Below are 18,689 nucleotides of genomic sequence, written 5' to 3' on the forward strand. Positions count from 1 at the left end.
TCAGCGGGATATTGATTTTGCCAAACAGCTAATAAGGGATATCGACAATGCTCTTGGTCGATGAGTGCTTCAGAAAATTTGTTCTGTGGTTGGTTTCTTTACCCTTCTTTTCCGCTGGTGCTCTGGAGGCTTCGTTAAAAGAGTTGGGCGGGATGGGTGGTGTTGTTGAAGATTCACAATACGTATCCGCTTACGAGTTTTTAGGTTGCGCTCTGGTGCAGAAAAATTCATTTGAGCAAATTCTGGTATTCCTTTGGGGTTTTGAGCTGGAGTTGAGTGAGAATCCTGAGTATCTGTACTATTTTGTTGAGTCTATAATCGACCATTCTCTGGTTCGTGGTGATGATATCGAGGCGTTAATAAGTGCGGCGCCTGATGACTACAAAACATTTTTGCGTAGACGTTTTTTGCCGAGGTAGACTGGTTCGTTGGTCCAAAGGGTGCGGGCGCCGCAGGCCAATGCCGCAGTGGATATTTATCATTCGACAATTGGCTGGGAGCAGCGAGAGGTGACGGTGAATACTGTTGTCGATGTTGCGAACTATGCCCGCCGCTTAGATATCGCTGATGTAGATATCCAGAAGGGCTCCCAGAGAAGGGTAGGTTGTTCACCATTCGTGGCTGGGACGGGAAGTCGTACAATTTGACTCAGATGGAAGGCGTGGTGGATGGTAAATCGGAGATATTCGAGTGGCTCGTAAACTCGAAGGGCGAGTTGACTCATCAGAGATTTATCCCTGCTGGAAGAATTACGGGCAGTCCCAACCAAGTACCATCTAGGTTGCCAAAATAAGAGGCTAGATATGCATATGATCTTAGATGGTGAGTTCTGCTACTCAGAGGCGCCTTGGTTAAGTTGGGGGGATATTAATTACGGCTTGGGGCGTGGCTATCTAACTCCAAGTGGTGTTGTCCAATATACTCTTATAGGGCTTTCTCCTGAGTCTTCAGCGGGTCAGTATGACCTGGCCTCTCTGGATGGCGATCAGGATAGTGATGTTCGGGAGTGCGTGGCTCAGCTTGCTGCTCAGGATGTGCGAGATGATAAGGGCTCAGAGAAGGCTTGGCTGTTTCTGATTCTTTTATGGGTCTTTGTAAATAGAGATAAATATCAAGATCCATTGGCGGTTGTTGAAGAGATATATGCGGATTTTGATTATCCAGAGTCCATGGAGCCTATTGTCAGGTACATGCCTGCAGTAGATTCGTCTTTAGAGGGTGAGGACAAAATTTTTAAAGTCTGGTCCACTATGTTGGAATCATCTAGACGAGAGCTTGAGGGGGATCGGTCCAATCAGTTTTTGCACCCGGACGACGGAAACTCCGACGCATAGGCTGGACCTGGTCGTGGGCGTGAGCCTGATCTCGGAGCAGGTGGCGGCGCTGATCCATAACATCGTCAGGCTGAAGAGCTCGGAGGTGAACGGCGAGCAGGTGCAGGTGCCCGTGTTGTACCTGGTCCACAGCAATGACTGCCGGGCGCCCAACGGTGCGCAACGAAGGCGACCTGCGCGCCAGCAGCAACCTGTCGGTTAAGGCCGCTAACGGCTTGGTCAACAGCCGCCTGGTGGAAGCCGGCAGGCGTGCAGGAGAATTTGGAGCATACAGCGTCAACCCTGTAACAGGTCAGCGCGTAAGAGTAAGTAATAGTCCTCTGGATGTAGCTGATGAGGAGGAATGTGCTTGCTGTTATAAAAGGCATTTCTAATGACATTTTTTATGTTGAGACTTACTGCCTTGAGAGCGTAGACAATTTTTCTCTGAATTTTCGTGTTCAGATCGGGCTTGATTGCACGCAATGGGCAGATGATTTTGAGCTTTTATTGGCCACCAAAGTGGCTGCAAGAGACAGTATGGGAAGCGCGGTGGGGGAGAGGTATATTAATTGTTCGGAAATATGAATTTCGACTACGAATAGATTGATTCATGATTGTGTGAGTCGCTGCGAGGGAGACAACTGGGTAACTATCGCGATATAGCTAGGAAAAGTATTTTCTTGGGAGTTTGATGGTTACCAAAGCTAGTCAATAGGAGTATTTGTTCAACACTGCTCTCGCGCGCCGGTGTTGTTTATCTGCTTGCTGCTAAATCTCCCTTCGCTCTTGGGCAGTTGGTCGATGGCTTCCAGTTGCTGTTTCCATTTTGGAGCCGGGCCACGCTTACGCAAAGTGGTTTCCTGCTGCTGACCAAACAGCTGTTCGAGTGTGGTCGAGAGCAGCCCGGCCAGTTCCGGCAACGCCGCTACCTAAATACGCCGCTTGCCAGCCTTTGCAGGCTTGATGGGCTGCCGGGGCAAGTCCAGCCGTCTGGAACATCGCTGTAGGCAAGTACACTCAACTCGATGGCAGCGTGTTTGCCAGTACTGCGGGGGGCCGACGAGAACCACCTGAGCACCGGCACTCTTGGCTGGAGCGATATCGAGAACAAGGCGCAGTTCAAGAGCCAGCGTCAGGGGCGGCAACAATGGCTCGTCGGGTTTCACCAGCAACATGCCTAGCGGCACGCTGATCGCCTACAACCACAGCGGCAGTGCCAGCGGCACCACGTCCTCAGCCGTTTCCGAAGGTACCCTGGAAATCCGCGATCCGGGCCAGCAGAAGCAGGATGTCGCCAGCCTCAGCCACGACGTCGAGCATGCCAACGACAGCATCAGCCCGATCTTCGACAAAGAGAAAGAGCAACGGCGCCTGCAGCAGGTGCAGATGATAGGCGAGATCGGCACCCAGGTTTCGGACATCGTCCGCACCGAGGGCCAGCTCAAGGCCGACAAGGAGGCGCGTGCTGAACTTGAGGCGCGCGGGATCAAGGCGCCGGGAGAAGGGGCGAGCGAAAAGGACCTCAAGGCCTATCAAGACAAGCTGGTCGCTACCGATGCTTACCAGCGGATCATGGGCAAGTACGGGACCAGTGGTGATTACCAGAAGGTGACGCAAGCCGTTACGGCCGCCCTGCAGGGGCTGGCCGGTGGCAACATCGGTGGTGCGCTTGCCGGTGCCTCGGCACCGTACCTGGCCGGCGTTATCAAGAAAGTAGCGGGTGATAACGAAAACGTCCGGATCATGGCCCATGCCGTATTGGGTGTCGTGGTGGCTCAGGCCCAGGGCAACTCGGCGGTTGCAGGTGCGGCCGGCGCAGCGACTGGTGAGTTGATAGCCGCTCGGATCTATCCTGACAAGCCTCGGGATCAACTGAGTGAGGAAGAGAAACAGACCATTTCTGCGCTGGCGACGCTTGCCTCAGCGCTGGCAGGCGCTGCAACGGGCGGCGGCTTGGGGTGAAAAGGGGGGGTAAAAGCTGTCGACGGCGCACTTCCCAATGCTGGGGAAGCGGTGATTGATCCTAACAAGCTGAAATCCTATACAGTGAATCCACAGCATCCGGTAGGTGGAGATATGATGGGGTGATGGAATCCAGCAATCGCCTCAACCTGCTGGCCAGCAACGATTTCACTGGAGCCCTTTGATTGAATGCCGATCTTTTCGAGTACTGGCTTATGGACATGAACGATGCCATCGATCGCTTCCTGCACAGTTTTCCAACAGGCGACCGAGAGCAATTCGACTATTCCATTGCCTCGCTGGATTATCTGGAAGCCTGGTTGCTTCGTCGTTACGAAAATTTCGATGCACTAAAGCCGAAAGATCAGGCCGCCATCATCGATGGCGCGGCCAGGTACGTGGGGCAGGTGTTCAGGCGCCATCTTGGAGGCAAGTGGTTCATGAATGACCAAGACAAGCAGGACATGTTTTGCGGGCGCCCACAGTTGGTCGAGATGAAAGGGCAATTTGCGCAAATAAGCCCGTTGAGTATGGTCACGGCTGCGGTTGACCGCAGAACGGGCGTCTACATCGGCAGAATCCTGAACTCCTTGAAGACCAAGGCAGGCGAGTAGGGCGAGGCCGCTGCGCCGTAAGCCTTAGGCCAGTTAATCGTCCACCAAGAGGAATTCAACGGGGACCGCTTCGGTCAACCACACGCCATTCTCAGACTGGTAGAACCTGAATCCCTGCCGATGCATGCGCTGGGCATCGATTTTCAACAGCACCGGTTTCCCATATCGCTGCCCGACAGCGACCGCCGTCACGGTTTCCTGCGACAGGTGCACATGGTGGCGTGCACCCGCAATCAGCCCTTGCTGCAGAATTGACTCAAGAAAGCGTGTTGCCGTCCCGTGATAGAGCACCGGCGGCGGCTGCTTTTTCGTGTGCTGGAGATTCACGCCTGAAGCCGAATGCCCTTGTGCAGCCCGAATACGCTGGCCATCTTCGGAGAGCGTGAAGCGCTTCTTGTCGCTGCTTTCGACAACTTCACGGAGCGTTGTCAGGTCCAGCATGCGGCCTGCCTTTGCCGCGCCAGCAAGCAAGGCATCGATATCCACCCAGCCTTCGGCATCGAGTTGCAGGCCGACGGCATGAGGCTCATGGCGCAAGACATAGCTCAGAAACTTGCTGGTTTGGGTCAGGTGTTTGCTGCTCATGGTCGTCCTTTTCCGGTATTCGGTTCTTCAGGCTTGCTCTTGCGCTTCCAGCAACATGAACAGGCGATACAGCACCACGGTGCTGAACAACTGCAAGAACCCACTCAGGCTATCCAGGGCCAGTTCAACGCCCGGCGCGGGCTCGGGGAAGGCCATCAGCAGCAGGCCATCGATCAGCCAGATTGGTGCCAGCACGCCGAGCACGCAGATCATGATGCGCAGGAAGTGCCCGGTGGTCATGCGCGCACTTTCGCGCATCGACTGCACCACCGGCAGGCCACGCAGCACCAGCAGGTACTCGGCGAACACCAGGTTGATCATGATCCACACGCCTGGGAACACGAGCAGCGCCAGGCCGGCCATGATCAGCAGCGAGCTGATCGTGATCAGCAGGGCCAGTTGCGGCCACAGCTGCACGGCGCGAGCGAACAGGTCGCGCTTGCGAATCTCCTGGCCGTTGCTGCGGGTGTCCAGGTATAGGATCAGCGCCGCGCTGTACAGCGGATAGAACAACAGGCTGATCAGCATGCCGTAGGCCGGCGAGGCCTGCTCGCCCAGCTGGCGGTACAGCAGCTGGGTGGAGAGGGCTTCGAGCACCACTAGCGGCAGGCATAGCGGAATGATGCTGGCCAGGTGGCGGCGGAAGAAGTACAGGGAGTCGCGCAGAACGCTCAGCGGATTCATCAGTCAATATCGCAAGGCAGTAAAAGCAGGGGCCTAACTTTAGCCCAGAGCGGTCGCTTGCTGAAAAAAGTTTCACCCGCGCGGTGATTGAATCCTTGGGCCGGGCGCCCCATCTTTGCCATGTCCGATGTCCTGCTAGCCCATGAGGTAGCCCCAATGAACACTGATGAACAAACCCTGATCGACGGCCTGTTCGGCCGCATCAAGCAAGCCGAAGACCCAAGCCAGCCGCGCGATGCGCAGGCGCAGGCACGGATCGAGGAGCATGTCCGCCAGCAGCCGGCAGCGCCTTACTACATGGCCCAGGCGATCCTGGTTCGGGAAGCCGCGATCAAGCGCCTGGATGAGCAGAACAAGCAACTGGAGGCCGAACTGAAGCAGGCCCGTGCCCAGCTTGAGGCGACCCGTGCCAGCAGTGGCAATGGCGGCGGTGGGTTCCTCTCCAGCATCTTCGGTGCCGGTGCGCGCAATCCGGAGCCGGTTCAGCCGCAGCGCCCTAGTGCGCCGGTAGCATCGGGTGGCGGTTGGCGCGAGCCGAGTGCGCCAGGCTTCTCTCAGCCGCAACCGCAGCCGCAGATGCAGGCTCAAGCACAGCCGCAACAGCCTGGCTTTGGCGCCGCGCCAGCGCGCAGCGGCGCCAGCAGCTTCCTCGGTGGTGCAATGCAGACCGCTGCGGGCGTCGCCGGTGGCGTGTTGCTGGCGCAAGGTATCAGCAGCCTGTTCCACCACAACTCGCAGCCTGAAGAGGTGGTCGAGGTGATCAAGGAAGAGCCGGCACCGGCCAGTGACAACGGCGGCTGGAATGACCAGGGGGCGCAGCAGCAGGTCGCCGACAACGGTGGCTGGGGCAATGACCAGGGCGGCTGGGCCGATACCGACTACGGCAACGATGGTGGTGGCTTCTTCTCGGATGACGATACGTTCGTCTGACCGGTCTGGCATACTGCTGGCATTTCCGAAGGGGCGCATTGCGCCCCTTTTCATGTCGAGGGTATGTGGTGAAAAAGATCGCGCTGTTCGCCGATGTGCAGAACCTCTACTACACCGTGCGCCAGGCCCATGGCTGCCACTTCAACTACACCGCACTGTGGAAGGAGGTCAGCCGCGAAGGCGAGATCGTCGAGGCCGTCGCCTATGCCATCGATCGCGGTGACAGCAAGCAGCAGCAATTTCAGCAGATCCTGCGCAACCTCGGTTTCGACGTGCGCCTCAAGCCGTTCATCCAGCGCAGCGACGGTTCGGCCAAGGGCGACTGGGATGTGGGCATCACTCTCGATGTGATCGATGCCGCCAGCCGGGTCGACCAGGTGGTGCTGGCCTCGGGTGATGGTGACTTCGACCTGCTGCTGGAACGGGTCATCCAGCGCCACGGCACCGAGGCGGTAGTCTATGGCGTGCCCGGCCTGACAGCGTTGTCGCTGATTCGCGCCGCCACCCGTTATGTGCCCATCGAGGGCGCGCTGTTGCTCAAGCACTAAGGTTTTTTCATGGAACGTATCGCTGTCATCGACTTTGAAACCACCGGCATCTCGCCCGGTGCCGGCTGCCGCGCCACCGAGGTGGCGGTGGTGATGCTGGAAGGCGGGCGCATTGTCGAGCGCTATCAGAGCCTGATGAATGCCGGTGTGCCGGTGCCGGCCTTCGTCGCCGGGCTCACCGGCATTACCACCGCCATGCTGCGCACGGCGCCGCCGGTCGATAAAGTGATGAACGAAGTGGCCGAGTTCGTCGGAGGTACCCCATTGCTGGCGCATAACGCCGCCTTCGACCAGAAGTTCTGGGATTACGAACTGAGCCGCATCGGCCGCAGCCGGCAGCAGTCTTTCGCGTGTTCCCTGCTGCTGTCACGGCGCCTCTTGCCGGCGGCGCCGAACCACAAGCTGGGTACCCTGACCCGGTGGGCCGGGTTGCCGCATACCGGTACCGCACACCGGGCCATGGCCGATGCCGAAATGGCCGCCAACCTGCTGCAACACCTGGCAGGCGTACTGCGCCAGGCCCACGGCGTCCAGCAACTCTCCCACGAATTGCTGTGCCGCCTGCAGAAAACGCCTGCCGCGAAGGTTGGTGAAACCTTGGCCAAATTAGCCTGATGAGCGCAGCAAAAGTGTGCCGTTCATTTCGCACGGTTTTGTAACTTATATTTACCTGTGCACCGCCCTAAACTCGGTCACCCGAAAACGGATTTCTGAGTTACCTGCCATGCCTGCCTCCCGTCGCTTTCCGCTGCTGCTCATCGGCGCCTTCATTGCCCTGTACCTGGTCTGGGGTTCCACCTACCTGTTCATTCGCATCGGTGTCGAATCGTGGCCGCCGATGCTGATGGCCGGTGTGCGTTTCATCATCGCCGGCGGTTTGCTGTATGGCTTCCTGCGCTGGCGGGGTGTGCCGGCCCCGACCTGGCCGCAATGGCGTGCGGCAGGGGCGATCGGTTTCCTGTTGCTCAGCTGCGGCAATGGCGGGGTGACAGTGGCCGAGCATGCGGGTGTGGCCTCGGGCGTGGCAGCGCTGGCGGTGGCGACGGTGCCGTTGTTCACGCTGCTGTTCGGTTTGCTGTTCGGCCACCGCAACTCGCGGCTGGAGTGGGCCGGTATCCTGCTCGGGTTGCTGGGTATCGCCTTGCTCAACCTCGGTTCCAACCTGCAGGCCAGCCCAGTGGGGGCGGCGTTGGTGGTGTTCGCTGCGGCGGCGTGGGCGTTCGGTTCGGTGTGGAGCAAGAGCCTTCCTTTGCCCCAAGGCCCGATGGCCAGTGCCGCCGAGATGCTGGTAGGCGGTGCGGTATTGCTGTTGGGCAGTGCACTGTCCGGTGAGCGCATGACGCAGATGCCGACCCTTGCCGGCTGGGGGGCGCTGGCTTACCTGGTGCTGTTCGGTTCGATCCTCGCCTTCAGTGCTTACATGTACCTGCTCAAGAACGTGCGGCCGGCAGCGGCCACCAGCTACGCCTACGTCAACCCGGCGGTGGCGGTGCTGCTGGGTATCCTCTTTGCCGGCGAACAGATCGGCACCGAGGAGTGCCTGGCCATGGCGGTGATCATCGGCGCGGTGGTGCTGATCGGCCTGCCGCAATGGCGCAAGGCGCCAGAGCAGCCGATGAAAGGCGAAATCTGCAGCAAGTAGCCAGGGGTGATGCGGTAAACTTGCCGCCTTCGCTGAACCCCCTGACGGTATTGCCATGAATTTCGCCAAACTCGGCCTGATCGAACCGCTGCTGCGCACCTTGCAGCAGCTGGACTACACCACCCCGACCCCAGTCCAGGCCAAGGCCATCCCCGCCGTGCTGGCCGGCCGCGACCTGATGGCCGCAGCCCAGACCGGCACTGGCAAGACCGCCGGTTTCGCCTTGCCGGTGCTGCAGCGCCTTGCCCTGGAAGGTGAGAAGGTTGCCAGTAACTCGATCCGTGCGCTGGTGCTGGTACCGACCCGCGAGCTGGCCGAGCAGGTGCACAACAACGTGCGCGAATATGCCGAAAACCTGCCATTGAGCACCTATGCCGTTTACGGCGGGGTCAGCATCAACCCGCAGATGATGCGCCTGCGCCGTGGCGTCGACCTGCTGGTGGCCACGCCCGGCCGACTGCTCGACCTGTTCCGCCAGAATGCGGTGAAGTTCAATCAGGTACAGACACTGGTGCTCGACGAAGCCGACCGCATGCTCGACCTGGGCTTTGCCGAAGAGCTGCAGTCGGTTTATGCCGCCTTGCCGCGCAAGCGTCAGACGCTGCTGTTCTCCGCCACCTTCTCCGAGCAGATCCGCATGCTCGCCGGCTTGGCCCTGAACGACCCGCTGAGCATCGAAGTCAGCCCGCGCAACGCCGCGGCGACCACGGTCAAGCAGTGGCTGGTGCCTGTGGACAAGAAACGCAAGGCCGACTTGTTCATGCACCTGCTGCGCAAGCAGCGCTGGAAGCAGGTGCTGGTATTCGCCAAGACCCGCAATGGCGTCGATCAGTTGGTCGAACGCTTGCTGGCCGACGGGGTGAATGCCGACGGTATCCACGGCGACCGCCCGCAGGCCACCCGCCAGCGTGCACTGGACAGCTTCAAGGCGCGGGAGATCCAGGTGCTGGTGGCCACCGATGTGGCAGCCCGTGGCCTGGACATCGACGACCTGCCGCTAGTGGTCAACCTCGATCTGCCGATCGTGGCCGAGGACTATGTGCACCGTATTGGCCGTACCGGCCGCGCCGGCAACAAGGGCGAGGCGATTTCGCTGGTGTGTGCCGATGAGGTGCAGATGCTGTCGGCGATCGAAGTGCTGACACGGCAGACCTTGCCACGTCACGAGGAGCCGGACTTCATCCCTGAGCACCGGGTACCGATGACCGATGCCAGCGGCCAGGTGATCAAGAAGCCGAAGAAGCCCAAGAAACCGAAAGAGAACAGCGCCAAGCGTGGGCTGGGGCGCTGGATGGACAGTGCCGAGGCAGGTGCTGCGGAGCCATCGGTGAAGGCTGTGCGCAAGGTGCCGAGCTTCAACGGCGGGCCGCGCAAGCGTAAGCCTTGAGATCCCTGGGGCCGCTCTGCGGCCCTTTCGCGACACAAGGCCGCTCCTACAGGGGATTGCGTACCTCTGTAGGAGCGGCCTTGTGTCGCGAAAGGGCTGCGAAGCAGCCCCGGCAATCGATCAGGCAGGCCGCGCCAACCAATCCACCGCCGCTCGTCCCGCACGAAGCCCGCTGGCAAAGCACGCGGTCAGCAGATACCCCCCAGTCGGCGCCTCCCAGTCCAGCATTTCGCCCGCACAGAACACCCCCGGCATCCGGCGGACCATCAACCCTTCATCCAGCCCTTCGAAACGCACGCCACCGGCACTGCTGATCGCTTCGTCCAGCGGTCGCGTGCGTACCAGCGTGATCGGCAAGGCCTTGATCGCCCGCGCCAGCGCCTGAGGATCGGCAAAGGTCGCCTGATCCGTCAGCTCCCGCAGCAACCCCGCCTTGACCCCGTCGATCCCCAACTGGCTGTGCAAATGCTTGGCCATCGACCGCGATCCGCGTGGTTTGGCCAGCGCCTGGGCAATCTTGTCCACAGGCTTGTCCGGCAACAGGTCGAGCAACAGCCTGGCCTGCCCCTGATGCTCGATAGCCTGGCGCAGCTGAGCCGACCATGCATACACCAGGCTGCCCTCGACGCCCTGCGCGGTGAGGATGAACTCGCCTTTGCGCGGCGCCATGCCCGGTACGCTGAGGGCAATGTTCTTCAGCGGCGCCCCCGCGAACTTGTCCACAAGCAGCGTACTCCATCCCTCCACTTCGAAACCGCAGTTGCTCGGCCGCAGCGGCGAGATATCCACAGTGCGTTCGGCCAACAACGGCTGCCAGGCGCCGTCGGAGCCCAGCCTTGCCCAGCTGGCGCCACCCAAGGCCAGTACCACGGCGTTGGCCTTGACCTGCAATTCCCCCTGTGGATAAGCGATTCGCAAGCTACCGTCGGCATTCCAGCCCAGCCAGCGATGGCGGGTGTGGATAACCACATTATTGTCACGCAGGCGCTTCAGCCAGGCGCGCAGCAGCGGGGCCGCCTTCATGTCGGTGGGGAAAACCCGGCCTGACGTACCGACAAAAGTGTCGATACCCAACCCGTGGATCCACAGGCGCAGCGCATCGGCATCGAAGTCGCGCAGCAACCCGTCGATTTCAGCCTGCCGCTCGGCGTAGCGCGAAACGAACTGTGGATAAGCTTCCGAATGGGTGATGTTCATGCCACCGACGCCGGCCAGCAAGAACTTGCGGCCCACCGAAGGCATGGCATCGAACACTTCCACCGCCAGGCCCGCCTGGGCCATGGCTTCAGCCGCCATCAGGCCAGCAGGGCCGCCGCCGATCACGACGGCCAGGGGAGGGGATGCGGGGTTTTTATCGGGCATGGTAGGCAGCAGGTTGTGGAAAAGACTGCGCATTCTAGCGCAGCCGGGCCAATCCACGTACTGAACAAAAAATGATCAGTGTTCTGCAGCCCCCACCGGTCAAGGGCTGCAGCGCCTTTCCCGCAGGTTATCCACAAGCGGTTCCACAGTCATTGTGAACAACCTATGACACGCGCCGCACTGTGGTGAAGAATGCCATGGCGCCTGGCCAAGGCTTCGCGGTCCTTGCTATAGCCGCCACCGATGACCCCGACCACCGGGATGTCACGGCCCAGGCAATGGCGCATCACCAGCTCGTCACGCGCCGCCAGGCCATCGTCGGTGAGTTGCAGGTAGCCCAGGGCATCATCCTTGTGCACATCGACGCCGGCGTCGTACAGCACCAGGTCGGGTTGATAGAGCGGCAGTAGGTAGTTCAGCGCGTCTTCCACCACCTTCAGGTAAGCCGTGTCGCCCATGCCGCGTGGCAGGGGAATGTCCCAGTCGCTGTGGGCCTTGCGTGCCGGGAAGTTCTGTTCGCAGTGCAGGGACACGGTGATGGCGTCCGGGGTGTCCTGGAGGATGCGTGCCGTGCCGTCGCCCTGGTGCACATCGCAGTCGAAGATCAGTACCCGGTGCACACGCCCGGCTTCGAGCAGGTAGCGGCTGATCACCGCCAGGTCATTGAAGATGCAGAAACCGGCCGGATGGTCGTAGTGGGCATGGTGGGTGCCACCGGCCAGGTGGCAGGCGATGCCATGCTGCAGCGCCATCTCGGCGGTCAGCAGCGAACCGCCCACTGCACGCACGGTGCGCCGGGCCAGGGCTTCGCTCCAGGGCAGGCCGAGGCGGCGCTGGTCCTCGCCGGACAATTCGCCGTTCATGTAGCGCTCGATGTAGCTGCGGTCATGGGCCAGGGCGAGGATGTCGTTGGGGCAGATGTCCGGGCGCAGCAGGGCCTGGTCGGTAGTCAGGCCGCTGCCCACCAGGTGGTCGCGCAGCAGGCGGAACTTTTCCATGGGAAAGCGGTGCCCGGCGGGGAATTCCGGGCTGTAGTCTTCGTGGTAGATCAGCGGCAGCGGCATGGGACGTTCGCAATCGGGGCCAGCGCTGATCTTGCCAGTTATTTCCCCACGCTGGCCAATACCCGTTGCCAGTCTGGCTCGTTCAAGCGCCCAAGGATGCGCGCCTTGCCGTTGGCGTCCACCGAGACGAACAGCGCGCTGGCGTAGTTGCTCTCACGCTCACCCCCGGCCACGCCCTGCTGGCGGGCGAAGTGGTCGATGCAGCCATTGTGGGTGACCAGCACCAGGTTATGCCCGGCACGCTTGCGCGCCAGCGCTTCACGGGCGAACTGGTTGTCGCAGCTTTCCAGCCAGGCTTCGCTGGCAACGGCCTGGCCAAGGATGAAGTGCGCCGTCTGCAGGGTACGTACTTTGGGGCTGGCGAGCACCTCGGCATTGCCCAGGCCCAGTTGTTTCAAGCCTTGGCCGACCCGGGTGGCGGCCTCGCTGCCGGCCACGGTGATACCCGTAGGGTCGTTCAGGCAAGGGCCGGGTGCGCTGTCGCAACGTTCGGCATGGCGGATCATCACGATCACTGCACCGTCTGCCCAGTCCTGCAGCAGGCCGCTTTCATTCAACTGCCGCTCGTTGCCAAGGTCCACGATATGGGTCCTCGTTGACAGCCAGGTGGTGACCGCTGCGATGACCATGCACAAACCGAGAGCGGCACCAAGGGCTTTGCGTGACATGCGTCGCTTGCGACGGGCGTGGATGGCGGGATGGCCCAAGGTGTTGCTCGGCTGCATGCGTCACTCCAATGGCGCGGCGGTGGTGTGGGGGCATTGTGCTCAGCCGTCTGTCGGGGGCTAGTGAAGGGGTTGTGAAAATTGCATTCTGGGCGCCGCCGGTTGCGTGTCAAACCTGGCCGCGCCTACGCTGTAAAATGCCATTGGGTAAAACCGGAGCTGTTCTCATGACCCCCATCCTCCACCTGGAAAGCGCCCGCCTGGTGCTGCGCCAATGGCACGATGACGACCTGCGCGAATTTGCGGCAATGTGTGCCGACCCGCTGGTGATGCGTTATTTCCCGGCGCCCATGACGCGGCTCGAAGCGGCGGCGCTGATCGGCAGGATCCGCGGGCATTTCAACGAATACGGCTTCGGCCTGTGGGCGCTTGAGCGAAAAGACAGCGGGGCGTTCATCGGCATGACGGGCTTGCTCAACGTCAATTTCGACGCGCCGTTCGCCCCGGCGGTGGAGATTGGCTGGCGCCTGGCCCGGCGTCATTGGGGCCTGGGCTTTGCCAGCGAGGCGGCATGGACCTGCCTGCGTTGTGCTTTCGCCCAATTGCGCATGGAAGAGGTGGTGTCGTTCACTAGCGAGAGCAACTTGCCGTCGCAAAAAGTCATGCAGGCCATCGGCATGGTCCAGGACGTCAATGGCAGCTTCGACCACCCCCGCCTGCCCATCGGCCACCCGCTGCGCCCTCACGTGCTGTATCGCATCGACCGCGCACACTGGGAGCAGACCCTGCGCACTGAATGAGCCGGCATGCACGGTGTCGATGACAAACCTTGTATCATTTCCTCATCCCTGAAAGGTGCTTGCCGAAAGATGTTCAGCGCCTGTGAAACCGAGCGCCGCTCAGCGGCGCATCGCGAGCAAGGCTCGCTCCTACGCATCGCGAGCAAGGCTCGCTCCTACAAGGAGAACCCCCGATGAGTCATGTGTTGGACGACCTGGTCGACCTGTTGAGCCTCGAGTCGATCGAGGAGAACCTGTTCCGTGGCCGCAGCCAGGACCTCGGCTTCCGTCAGCTGTACGGTGGCCAGGTGCTGGGCCAGTCGCTGTCGGCGGCCAGCCAGACGGTCGAGGATGCGCGCCATGTGCATTCGCTGCACGGCTACTTCCTGCGCCCGGGCGATGCCAGCTTGCCGGTGGTCTACTCGGTCGACCGCGTGCGTGACGGCGGCAGCTTCAGCACCCGGCGGGTGACGGCGATCCAGAAGGGCCAGCCGATCTTCACCTGCAGCGCGTCGTTCCAGTACGACGAGGAAGGTTTCGAGCACCAGGTGCAGATGCCCGACGTGGTCGGCCCGGAAAACCTGGCGACCGAAGTCGAGTTGGCCAGCGCCCACGCCGACAAGCTGCCCGAACGCATCCGCGACAAGGTGCTGTGCGCCAAGCCGATCGAGATTCGCCCGGTGACCGAGCGCGATCCGTTCAACCCCCAGCCCGGCGACCCGGTGAAGTACGCCTGGTTCCGCGCCGACGGCTCTTTGCCTGACGTGCCGGCGCTGCACAAGTACCTGCTGGCCTACGCTTCCGATTTCGGCCTGCTGACGACGTCGCTGCTGCCCCATGGCAAATCGGTGTGGCAGCGCGACATGCAGATCGCCAGCCTCGACCATTCGCTGTGGTTCCACCGTAACCTGCGCGCCGATGAGTGGCTGTTGTACGCCACCGACAGCCCATGGGCTGGTAATGCCCGGGGTTTCTGCCGCGGCAGCATCTTCAACCGCGCCGGCCAGCTGGTGGCGTCGTCGACCCAGGAAGGCCTGATTCGCCACCGCAAGGACTGGGCATGAGCCTGGCCGAAATCCGCAATTGGGTGTTCGACATGGACGGCACCCTGACCGTGGCGGTGCACGATTTCGCCGCCATCCGTGTCGCCCTGGATATCCCGGCCGAGCACGACATTCTCACCCATCTGGCGGCGCTGCCGGCGGCGGAAGCGGCGGCCAAGCATGCCTGGCTGCTGGAACATGAGCGCGACCTGGCGATTGCCTCGACAGCGGCCAACGGGGCCGTGGAACTGGTGCGTGAGCTGGCCGAACGTGGCTGCCGCCTGGGCATCCTGACCCGCAATGCGCGGGAGTTGGCGCATGTGACGCTGGAGGCGATCGGCCTGGCGGACTGCTTCCAGGTCGAGCACATTCTCGGGCGCGATGAGGCCGAGCCGAAGCCGAGCCCGGATGGGCTGTTGAAGATTGCCAGTAGCTGGGGAGTGGCGCCCGGCGAGTTGGTGATGGTTGGGGATTATCGCTTTGACCTGGACTGTGGGCGGGCCGCTGGGGCGCGCACGGTGCTGGTGAACTTGCCGGATAACCCGTGGCCGGAACTGGTGGATTGGCATGCAGCAGATTGCCGGGCGTTGCGGGTGATGCTGGGCTGAATTATCTGTTGCCAGTTCCGGCCCTTTCGCGGGCTCGCCCGCTCCCACAGGATCTCTACAGGCCCGAGTCCAGTGCAATATCTGTTGGAGCGGGCACGCCCGCGAACAGGCCCACACTGGCTATGCTGAACCCCAGTCTTTCTCTGAATGGAGCCCCAGTCATGACCAGCAAGGCCATCTATGTGCAACCCGGCGGCGGCTACGACAAGGTCGAAGTCGGCACCTGCGAGGCGCCTGCGCCCAAGCCGGGCGAGATCACCGTGCAACTGCATGCCAGCTCCCTCAACTACCACGACTTCGCCGTGGTCAGTGGCATGTGGGGCCCGAGCGAGCGGCGTATTCCCATGGCCGACGGCGCCGGCGAAGTGGTCGCGGTCGGCGCAGGTGTGAGTGAATTCAAGGTTGGCGACAACGTCGTCAGCACCTTCTTCCCGGACTGGCTCGACGGCCAGGCCAACGTCGAAGGCTTTGCCCGGGTGCCCGGCGATGGCATTGATGGTTATGCCCGCGAGCAGGTAACGGCCCCGGTCACTTCGTTCACGCTGGCACCCAAGGGGTTCAGCCACGCCGAGGCTGCAACCCTGACCACGGCCGGCCTCACCGCCTGGCGCAGCTTGATGAGCGACGATCACCTCAAACCCGGTGACACGGTGCTGGTGCAGGGCACCGGCGGTGTGTCGATCTTCGCCCTGCAGTTCGCCAAGCTGGCCGGGGCCACGGTCATTGCCACGTCGTCCAGCGACGCCAAGCTCGAACGCCTGAAGGCCCTCGGCGCCGACCACCTGATCAACTACAAGAGCACCCCGGCCTGGGGCGAGAAGGCCCGTGAGCTGACTGGCAATCGCGGCGTCGATCATGTGATCGAAGTGGGTGGGCCGGCCACCCTGGAGCAGTCGATGATCGCCGCGCGCATTGGTGGGCATGTGTCGTTGATCGGCATTCTGACCGGTGTAGCCGGTCAGCTGCCATTGGTGCAGGCACTGGTACGCCAGATCCGCCTGCAAGGTGTGCTGGTGGGCTGCCGTGCGCAGCAGCAGGCGATGGTGCGGGCGATCGATGCCAATGGCTTGCGGCCAGTGGTGGACAAGCATTTCGAGCTGGAGCAGATCGTCGAGGCGTTCCGCTACCAGGAGAGCAACCGGCATTTCGGCAAGATCTGCCTGACCTGGTGAAACGGCAACGACAGCGGCCCTAGTCCGGCAGCAGGCGATCGCGGCTGTTGGACAGGTGCAGGCAGATCGCCGCCCGCGCCGCGTCCGGGTCTTGCCGGCGGATGGCATTGAGGATCGCCTCATGCTCAAGGTTGGCCAGGTAGGCATGCCGCGCCAGGTTGGCGCCGGCGCGTTCGGCCAAGGCCATGCGGTTACGCGGGATCAACCCGTTGCCCAGTTGCGCCATCATCTCGCTGAAATACAGGTTGCCAGTGGCCTCGGCGATCAACAGGTGAAAGCGCCGGTCTGCCTCGATGCAGCTGTCACCGGCAGCCGCCAGGTCCTGGTAGTCATCCAGCGCCTTGCGCATGCGCACCAGGTGCTCGTCGCTGCGGCGCACGGCAGCGAGCGCGGCCGCCTGGCCCTCCAGGCCGATGCGCAGCTCCAGCAGGTCGCGCACGCTCGCGGCATTTTCCGCCCCCACGCGCAGACCCGCCTGGCCCTGGCGCTCCATCACGAAGGTGCCGATGCCATGGCGTGGCTCCACCAGGCCTGAGGCCTGCAATTTCGACAGTGCTTCACGGACCACGGTGCGGCTGACGCCATGCTCGCGCACCAGGGTGTTCTCAGACGGCAGTTTGTCCCCCGGCTTGAACGTGCCCAGCAGGATTTGCTGGGTCAGGCTCGACACCAGGTCGTGGGCGCGGCTGTGGCTGCGTTTGGCAGGAGTATCCATGAGTAGTCCGGAGCTGACTGGCTTGTATGACAAGTTAATCGATAAAAATATTTTTTGCCCGTTTTTTCTCTGCACGGTACAGGGCCGTCCATCGCTTCCGCAGCATTTTCTACGCTATTTACTGAGTTATAAGCTTGTATTTTGCCATTTAGGTGATAGTCGGCATCTTGTCGTACAACTTCGCTGCGCCTATGCTCCGTTCCACTGTCATGTCAGACAACCTCGACCCGCACAATAACAATCAGTGGGAGATACACCTGTGAACGACACCCTCGCTCCGTCTGCCCGGAATGAAGGCGACGCTTTGGCCAGTGCCGTGGCCAAGGTCAGGCGCCACGTCCTGCCGCTGTTCGTCATCATGTTCATCGTCAACTACCTTGACCGCGTCAATATCGGCTTCGTCCGTCCGCACCTGGAAAGCGACCTGGGCATCAGTGCCGCCGCCTTTGGTCTCGGTGCCGGGCTGTTCTTCATCGGCTACGCGCTGTTCGAGGTGCCCTCGAACATGCTGTTGCAGAAAGTCGGTGCGCGGCTGTGGCTGACCCGCATCATGTTCACCTGGGGCGTGGTCGCCACCGCCATGGCCTTCGTCCAGAACGAAACCCAGTTCTACGTGCTGCGCTTCCTGTTGGGCGTGGCCGAGGCAGGCTTCTTCCCCGGTGTGATCTACTACTTCACGCGCTGGTTGCCGGCCGCCGAGCGTGGCAAGGCGATTGCCATCTTCCTCAGCGGTTCGGCCTTGGCATCGCTGATTTCCGGGCCGCTGGCCGGCGCGCTGATGCAGATCCAGGGCCTGGGCCTGCATGGCTGGCAGTGGATGCTGTTCATCGAAGGCATGGCCTCGGTGGCCCTGTGCTTCTTCGTGTTCTTCTGGCTCGACTCCAAACCGCAGGATGCCAGGTGGCTTAGCCCGGCCGAACAGGACGCGCTGGTGGCGACCATCGACCGCGAACAGCGTGATCGTGAAGCCGTGGGCGCGGTCAAGCCATCGGCCTGGCGCCTGCTCCAGGACCGCCAGATCGTGCTGTTCTGCCTGATCTACTTTTGCATCCAGCTGACCATCTACGCCGCCACCTTCTGGCTGCCGAGCATCATCAAGCGCATGGGCGATATCAGCGACCTGCAGGTCGGCTTCTTCAACTCGATCCCGTGGCTGATCTCGATCATCGCCATGTACGCCTTCGCTGCCGGTTCCACGCGCTGGAAGTTCCAGCAGGCCTGGGTTGCCGGTGCCTTGGTTGTCGCTGCCATCGGCATGTTCATGTCCACCACTGGCGGCCCGGTGTTCGCCTTCGTCGCCGTGTGCTTCGCCGCCATCGGCTTCAAGTCGGCCTCGTCGCTGTTCTGGCCGATTCCGCAGGGTTACCTGGACGCCCGTATCGCCGCGGCCGTGATCGCCTTGATCAACTCCGTCGGCAACCTCGGCGGCTTCGTTGCCCCCACCACTTTCGGCCTGCTCGAACAGCAGACCGGGTCGATCCAGGGCGGGCTGTATGGCCTGGCCGTGACTTCGGTGCTGGCGGCCATCGCCGTCTTCTTCGTACGCATTCGCCCAAAGGGCGCTTCCTCTGACCAGCACAAGGCGCCTTCGGCCTTGGGCCAGACCCACTGAT

The 18,689-nt window shown here is 61.7% G+C and carries 23 protein-coding genes; 16 read left to right on the forward strand and 7 right to left on the reverse strand.

Annotated features, from left to right (window positions below):
• The first annotated feature begins 47 nt into the window (after positions 1 to 47).
• The 3 genes from CQW31_RS13280 (at position 48) to CQW31_RS13290 (ending at position 1,536) form a co-directional block, all read left to right on the forward strand.
• On the forward strand, positions 48 to 419 hold the full coding sequence (locus CQW31_RS13280) for a hypothetical protein (RefSeq protein ID WP_099814664.1): 372 nt from the start codon (positions 48 to 50) through the stop codon (positions 417 to 419).
• A gap of 384 nt (positions 420 to 803) precedes the next feature.
• Positions 804 to 1,334, forward strand: a complete 531-nt coding sequence (locus CQW31_RS13285) for a DUF2247 family protein (protein ID WP_099814665.1) — start codon at positions 804 to 806, stop codon at positions 1,332 to 1,334.
• Positions 1,335 to 1,353: 19 nt separating this feature from the next.
• Complete coding sequence (locus CQW31_RS13290; RefSeq protein ID WP_143524218.1) at positions 1,354 to 1,536, forward strand: hypothetical protein; 183 nt, start codon at positions 1,354 to 1,356, stop codon at positions 1,534 to 1,536.
• A gap of 505 nt (positions 1,537 to 2,041) precedes the next feature.
• On the opposite strand, the gene CQW31_RS30895 is transcribed toward CQW31_RS13290, so the two are convergent.
• Complete coding sequence (locus CQW31_RS30895; RefSeq protein WP_143524219.1) at positions 2,042 to 2,236, reverse strand: hypothetical protein; 195 nt, start codon at positions 2,234 to 2,236, stop codon at positions 2,042 to 2,044.
• 117 nt (positions 2,237 to 2,353) lie between these two features.
• Here CQW31_RS30895 and CQW31_RS31630 point away from each other — a divergent pair, with 117 nt between their 5' ends.
• From CQW31_RS31630 to CQW31_RS13305, 3 genes are all read left to right on the forward strand, one after another.
• The gene (locus tag CQW31_RS31630; RefSeq protein ID WP_249342198.1) at positions 2,354 to 2,497 is read left to right on the forward strand and encodes a hypothetical protein; all 144 of its coding nucleotides are present in this window, start codon (positions 2,354 to 2,356) and stop codon (positions 2,495 to 2,497) included.
• Positions 2,490 to 3,278 (forward strand): VENN motif pre-toxin domain-containing protein, encoded by a 789-nt coding sequence (locus CQW31_RS13300; RefSeq protein WP_249342197.1) that lies wholly within the window; start codon positions 2,490 to 2,492, stop codon positions 3,276 to 3,278. The genes CQW31_RS31630 and CQW31_RS13300 overlap by 8 nt, the downstream gene beginning before the upstream one ends.
• A 185-nt stretch (positions 3,279 to 3,463) precedes the next feature.
• Positions 3,464 to 3,892, forward strand: a complete 429-nt coding sequence (locus CQW31_RS13305) for a hypothetical protein (protein ID WP_054883931.1) — start codon at positions 3,464 to 3,466, stop codon at positions 3,890 to 3,892.
• A 33-nt stretch (positions 3,893 to 3,925) separates the two neighbouring features.
• Here CQW31_RS13305 and CQW31_RS13310 read toward each other — a convergent pair whose 3' ends face one another.
• Positions 3,926 to 4,477: an RNA 2'-phosphotransferase gene (locus tag CQW31_RS13310; protein WP_099814667.1), complete on the reverse strand. Its 552-nt coding sequence runs from the start codon at positions 4,475 to 4,477 to the stop codon at positions 3,926 to 3,928.
• 27 nt (positions 4,478 to 4,504) lie between these two features.
• Positions 4,505 to 5,161 (reverse strand): YciC family protein, encoded by a 657-nt coding sequence (locus CQW31_RS13315; protein ID WP_099814668.1) that lies wholly within the window; start codon positions 5,159 to 5,161, stop codon positions 4,505 to 4,507.
• 156 nt (positions 5,162 to 5,317) lie between these two features.
• On the opposite strand from CQW31_RS13315, the gene CQW31_RS13320 reads away from it, so the two are divergent.
• From CQW31_RS13320 to CQW31_RS13340, 5 genes are all read left to right on the forward strand, one after another.
• Positions 5,318 to 6,091, forward strand: a complete 774-nt coding sequence (locus CQW31_RS13320) for a DUF2076 domain-containing protein (protein ID WP_099814669.1) — start codon at positions 5,318 to 5,320, stop codon at positions 6,089 to 6,091.
• Positions 6,092 to 6,159: 68 nt separating this feature from the next.
• The gene (locus tag CQW31_RS13325) at positions 6,160 to 6,639 is read left to right on the forward strand and encodes an NYN domain-containing protein (RefSeq protein ID WP_054883934.1); all 480 of its coding nucleotides are present in this window, start codon (positions 6,160 to 6,162) and stop codon (positions 6,637 to 6,639) included.
• 9 nt (positions 6,640 to 6,648) lie between these two features.
• A complete protein-coding gene (locus tag CQW31_RS13330) occupies positions 6,649 to 7,254 on the forward strand; it encodes a PolC-type DNA polymerase III (RefSeq protein WP_099814670.1) in 606 nt (201 codons plus the stop codon).
• A gap of 109 nt (positions 7,255 to 7,363) precedes the next feature.
• On the forward strand, positions 7,364 to 8,281 hold the full coding sequence (yedA, locus tag CQW31_RS13335; RefSeq protein ID WP_054883936.1) for a drug/metabolite exporter YedA: 918 nt from the start codon (positions 7,364 to 7,366) through the stop codon (positions 8,279 to 8,281).
• A 55-nt stretch (positions 8,282 to 8,336) separates the two neighbouring features.
• Positions 8,337 to 9,668 (forward strand): DEAD/DEAH box helicase, encoded by a 1,332-nt coding sequence (locus CQW31_RS13340; RefSeq protein ID WP_054883937.1) that lies wholly within the window; start codon positions 8,337 to 8,339, stop codon positions 9,666 to 9,668.
• 120 nt (positions 9,669 to 9,788) lie between these two features.
• On the opposite strand, the gene CQW31_RS13345 is transcribed toward CQW31_RS13340, so the two are convergent.
• The 3 genes from CQW31_RS13345 to CQW31_RS13355 form a co-directional block, all read right to left on the reverse strand.
• Positions 9,789 to 11,030: a TIGR03862 family flavoprotein gene (locus CQW31_RS13345; RefSeq protein WP_099814691.1), complete on the reverse strand. Its 1,242-nt coding sequence runs from the start codon at positions 11,028 to 11,030 to the stop codon at positions 9,789 to 9,791.
• A 149-nt stretch (positions 11,031 to 11,179) separates the two neighbouring features.
• Positions 11,180 to 12,094 (reverse strand): histone deacetylase, encoded by a 915-nt coding sequence (locus CQW31_RS13350; protein WP_054883938.1) that lies wholly within the window; start codon positions 12,092 to 12,094, stop codon positions 11,180 to 11,182.
• A gap of 38 nt (positions 12,095 to 12,132) precedes the next feature.
• On the reverse strand, positions 12,133 to 12,819 hold the full coding sequence (locus CQW31_RS13355; protein WP_099814671.1) for a histidine phosphatase family protein: 687 nt from the start codon (positions 12,817 to 12,819) through the stop codon (positions 12,133 to 12,135).
• Positions 12,820 to 12,986: 167 nt separating this feature from the next.
• Here CQW31_RS13355 and CQW31_RS13360 point away from each other — a divergent pair, with 167 nt between their 5' ends.
• The 4 genes from CQW31_RS13360 to CQW31_RS13375 all read left to right on the forward strand — a co-directional run bounded on the left by CQW31_RS13360 (position 12,987) and on the right by CQW31_RS13375 (position 16,361).
• On the forward strand, positions 12,987 to 13,559 hold the full coding sequence (locus tag CQW31_RS13360; protein ID WP_099814672.1) for a GNAT family N-acetyltransferase: 573 nt from the start codon (positions 12,987 to 12,989) through the stop codon (positions 13,557 to 13,559).
• Positions 13,560 to 13,732: 173 nt separating this feature from the next.
• Entirely contained in the window at positions 13,733 to 14,602 is an 870-nt protein-coding gene (tesB, locus tag CQW31_RS13365) for an acyl-CoA thioesterase II (RefSeq protein WP_054883941.1), read from the forward strand.
• Positions 14,599 to 15,189 carry an HAD family hydrolase gene (locus CQW31_RS13370; protein WP_054883942.1) on the forward strand — a complete coding sequence of 197 codons (591 nt, stop codon included), beginning with the start codon at positions 14,599 to 14,601 and terminating at the stop codon, positions 15,187 to 15,189. Before tesB ends, CQW31_RS13370 begins: the two co-directional genes overlap by 4 nt.
• 161 nt (positions 15,190 to 15,350) lie before the next feature.
• Entirely contained in the window at positions 15,351 to 16,361 is a 1,011-nt protein-coding gene (locus tag CQW31_RS13375; protein WP_099814673.1) for an NAD(P)-dependent alcohol dehydrogenase, read from the forward strand.
• Between the two features lie 19 nt (positions 16,362 to 16,380).
• Here CQW31_RS13375 and CQW31_RS13380 read toward each other — a convergent pair whose 3' ends face one another.
• The gene (locus CQW31_RS13380) at positions 16,381 to 17,076 is read right to left on the reverse strand and encodes a FadR/GntR family transcriptional regulator (protein ID WP_054883944.1); all 696 of its coding nucleotides are present in this window, start codon (positions 17,074 to 17,076) and stop codon (positions 16,381 to 16,383) included.
• A 259-nt stretch (positions 17,077 to 17,335) separates the two neighbouring features.
• Between CQW31_RS13380 and CQW31_RS13385 the strand changes: the two genes are divergently transcribed.
• Entirely contained in the window at positions 17,336 to 18,688 is a 1,353-nt protein-coding gene (locus CQW31_RS13385; RefSeq protein WP_099814674.1) for an MFS transporter, read from the forward strand.
• Position 18,689: the final 1 nt, after the last annotated feature.

The organism is Pseudomonas sp. 382, assembly GCF_002759075.1.
Taxonomy (GTDB): Bacteria; Pseudomonadota; Gammaproteobacteria; order Pseudomonadales; family Pseudomonadaceae; genus Aquipseudomonas; species Aquipseudomonas vlassakiae.

Excerpts from the sequence above, each read along its gene's own strand:
- CQW31_RS13310 (WP_099814667.1), bottom strand. The coding sequence starts at position 4,477 with ATGAGCAGCAAACACCTGACCCAAACCAGCAAGTTTCTGAGCTATGTC.
- CQW31_RS13345 (WP_099814691.1), bottom strand. The coding sequence starts at position 11,030 with ATGCCCGATAAAAACCCCGCATCCCCTCCCCTGGCCGTCGTGATCGGC.
- CQW31_RS13375 (WP_099814673.1), top strand. The coding sequence starts at position 15,351 with ATGACCAGCAAGGCCATCTATGTGCAACCCGGCGGCGGCTACGACAAG.
- CQW31_RS13285 (WP_099814665.1), top strand. The coding sequence starts at position 804 with ATGCATATGATCTTAGATGGTGAGTTCTGCTACTCAGAGGCGCCTTGG.
- CQW31_RS13360 (WP_099814672.1), top strand. The coding sequence starts at position 12,987 with ATGACCCCCATCCTCCACCTGGAAAGCGCCCGCCTGGTGCTGCGCCAA.
- CQW31_RS13350 (WP_054883938.1), bottom strand. The coding sequence starts at position 12,094 with ATGCCGCTGCCGCTGATCTACCACGAAGACTACAGCCCGGAATTCCCC.
- CQW31_RS13320 (WP_099814669.1), top strand. The coding sequence starts at position 5,318 with ATGAACACTGATGAACAAACCCTGATCGACGGCCTGTTCGGCCGCATC.
- CQW31_RS13370 (WP_054883942.1), top strand. The coding sequence starts at position 14,599 with ATGAGCCTGGCCGAAATCCGCAATTGGGTGTTCGACATGGACGGCACC.
- CQW31_RS13355 (WP_099814671.1), bottom strand. The coding sequence starts at position 12,819 with ATGCAGCCGAGCAACACCTTGGGCCATCCCGCCATCCACGCCCGTCGC.
- CQW31_RS13380 (WP_054883944.1), bottom strand. The coding sequence starts at position 17,076 with ATGGATACTCCTGCCAAACGCAGCCACAGCCGCGCCCACGACCTGGTG.
- CQW31_RS13340 (WP_054883937.1), top strand. The coding sequence starts at position 8,337 with ATGAATTTCGCCAAACTCGGCCTGATCGAACCGCTGCTGCGCACCTTG.
- CQW31_RS13330 (WP_099814670.1), top strand. The coding sequence starts at position 6,649 with ATGGAACGTATCGCTGTCATCGACTTTGAAACCACCGGCATCTCGCCC.
- CQW31_RS13315 (WP_099814668.1), bottom strand. The coding sequence starts at position 5,161 with ATGAATCCGCTGAGCGTTCTGCGCGACTCCCTGTACTTCTTCCGCCGC.
- tesB (WP_054883941.1), top strand. The coding sequence starts at position 13,733 with ATGAGTCATGTGTTGGACGACCTGGTCGACCTGTTGAGCCTCGAGTCG.
- CQW31_RS13300 (WP_249342197.1), top strand. The coding sequence starts at position 2,490 with ATGCCTAGCGGCACGCTGATCGCCTACAACCACAGCGGCAGTGCCAGC.
- CQW31_RS13280 (WP_099814664.1), top strand. The coding sequence starts at position 48 with ATGCTCTTGGTCGATGAGTGCTTCAGAAAATTTGTTCTGTGGTTGGTT.
- yedA (WP_054883936.1), top strand. The coding sequence starts at position 7,364 with ATGCCTGCCTCCCGTCGCTTTCCGCTGCTGCTCATCGGCGCCTTCATT.